Below are 1,849 nucleotides of genomic sequence, written 5' to 3' on the forward strand. Positions count from 1 at the left end.
TTCAGAACATCGACGCGCACGCATGAGACCCCCGCTCGGGCTACGCCCTCCCGGAGGTCTCATGCGTGCGCCGCAAGTGGCCTGGTTTTACTCCGCCGCCTGGCCGGTTTTTACTCCGGCGTTGACAAAAGGCAATACTGGGAGGCGGAATTTCCTCCGTCAAAACCTTGGCAACCGCTCAGATACACAAACGCCCGCGTCATCAGCGGGCGTGGTGTCAGTCGAAGTGAGCTTGGAGCAGCGGTTAGCGAGCAACCGACCGGCGGGCGACACTGTGGATGTCGGCGCGGTTGATGCCGAGGTCCTGCAGTTCGCGCGAGGACATGCGGCCGAGTTCGGTCACGGTCTGACGATACTGGCGCCAGTTGTTGAAAGAGCGTGCTACGTTCATGATGATCCCCTTTCGTGAGGCTCTCGACGCGAGCAACCATGCTCTGGTTCCAACGTCGTTTCGATGACTGGAATATAGGCTCATCGTCGCCCTGCGATAAGCCACAAGGTCTCAGGTCGGCCATGCGCGCGAAGCATGGGTCGGCAATAGATGGTCAGGCCCGGAAGCGATCAACGGCGGTCAAGTGTTTGATCGGTGGATCGGCGTCGGAATATCGGTAGATTTCGGTGCGGAGATAATGGAGTTCATCGGCGAGCGCCTCTTCACCAACTTCGATCCACCATGATTTGGGGCGACCTTCACTTCCGTCGGACCAGCGATAGCCGCGCGCCTTCAGATGGTCTTTCATGTCGAAGGGGCTGTTTTCTGCGAAGATCCGCACCCGCGATCTTTGGCTGGCCTGGTAGAGTTCGGCGAAAACCGTTGACGCCGTTCCGTCAACCTGACGATCCAGCACCTCCAGAAGAGCAAAACAGTCATCGACAGCACGATGACCCTCATGAAAATACCCTGCCTGCCCGATGAGATAGCCAAGCTTTGTGCCTTCGTATCCATGGGCTGACCAGTCGATCTCCGAATTCGAGCACGCCCATGCCTTACCGTCGAATATTGGGGAAAACGCCTCACAAAACGGCCTGTCAAAGCCGGCATTGTGGGCAATGACCAGATCAGCGGGCTCGATCAACGCCTGCAGTGCTGCCATGTCGATCGACTGTCCAGCCACCATATCATTGGTGATGCCGGTCAGCTTGGTAATCTCAGGAGGGATGCATACGCTTGGCTGCCGAAGCCCGCCGTAGATCCCGGTGACATCACCGATGAGGCCGGCATCATCGAAGGTGAAGGCGATTGCGCCAATCTCGATGATCTCATCCTTGCGGGCGCTGAGGCCGGTCGTCTCGGTGTCGAGGATGATGCCCCTGAGCGGGTATTTTTGACGGCCAACTGTCGCGACCATGCGTGGCTCGAGTTTCTTCAGGATGCGGTAGCGGCCTGTCTGCGCCAACTGTCGGACCATCTCGTCCTCGGTGATGGTGACAAATTGCTGTTCAGGAGCGGCAGGTTTTGCACGGTCACGGGAGATTGGACGGGTTCCACCGGCCGCCTCCGAAAACATGTCGAACTGCTCTGCCATTCGGTTGCTGGTATCTCCGCTATCCATGACAATCTCAAAACACGCCATTCCGTGCAAAACAAGCCTGCCCATTGCTGCGCAAACCGAAACGCTGGCGCTGGGCCTGCCGATCGACTGATCGCGGCGGTGTGCCGCGGCGATGGTTTATCAGCCACGCGCCAGCGTCCAGAACAGGAAAGGGCATACCAGATGGAGCGAAAATCGCGAAAGCCGTTCGCCACCCGCAAGACCGGTTAAAAGGGTTGCCGCAGGAGGGTCAGGACAGCGACGGCAACGCCGGGACCCGGGATCGACAGCCCCCGGCGCGCGGGCCAGTGTGGATT

The 1,849-nt window shown here is 59.1% G+C and carries 2 protein-coding genes; both read right to left on the minus strand.

The genetic code is table 11. The features are described 5' to 3' along the window. Positions 1 to 244: 244 nt before the first annotated feature. Complete coding sequence (locus AX760_RS04245) at positions 245 to 391, minus strand: DUF1127 domain-containing protein (protein WP_071831757.1); 147 nt, start codon at positions 389 to 391, stop codon at positions 245 to 247. 154 nt (positions 392 to 545) lie between these two features. After that, the gene (locus tag AX760_RS04250; RefSeq protein ID WP_083531061.1) at positions 546 to 1,526 is read right to left on the minus strand and encodes a 3'-5' exonuclease; all 981 of its coding nucleotides are present in this window, start codon (positions 1,524 to 1,526) and stop codon (positions 546 to 548) included. Positions 1,527 to 1,849: the final 323 nt, after the last annotated feature.

Origin of the sequence: Pararhizobium antarcticum, from assembly GCF_001885585.1 — a bacterium.
Classification (GTDB): Bacteria; Pseudomonadota; Alphaproteobacteria; order Rhizobiales; family Rhizobiaceae; genus Pararhizobium; species Pararhizobium antarcticum.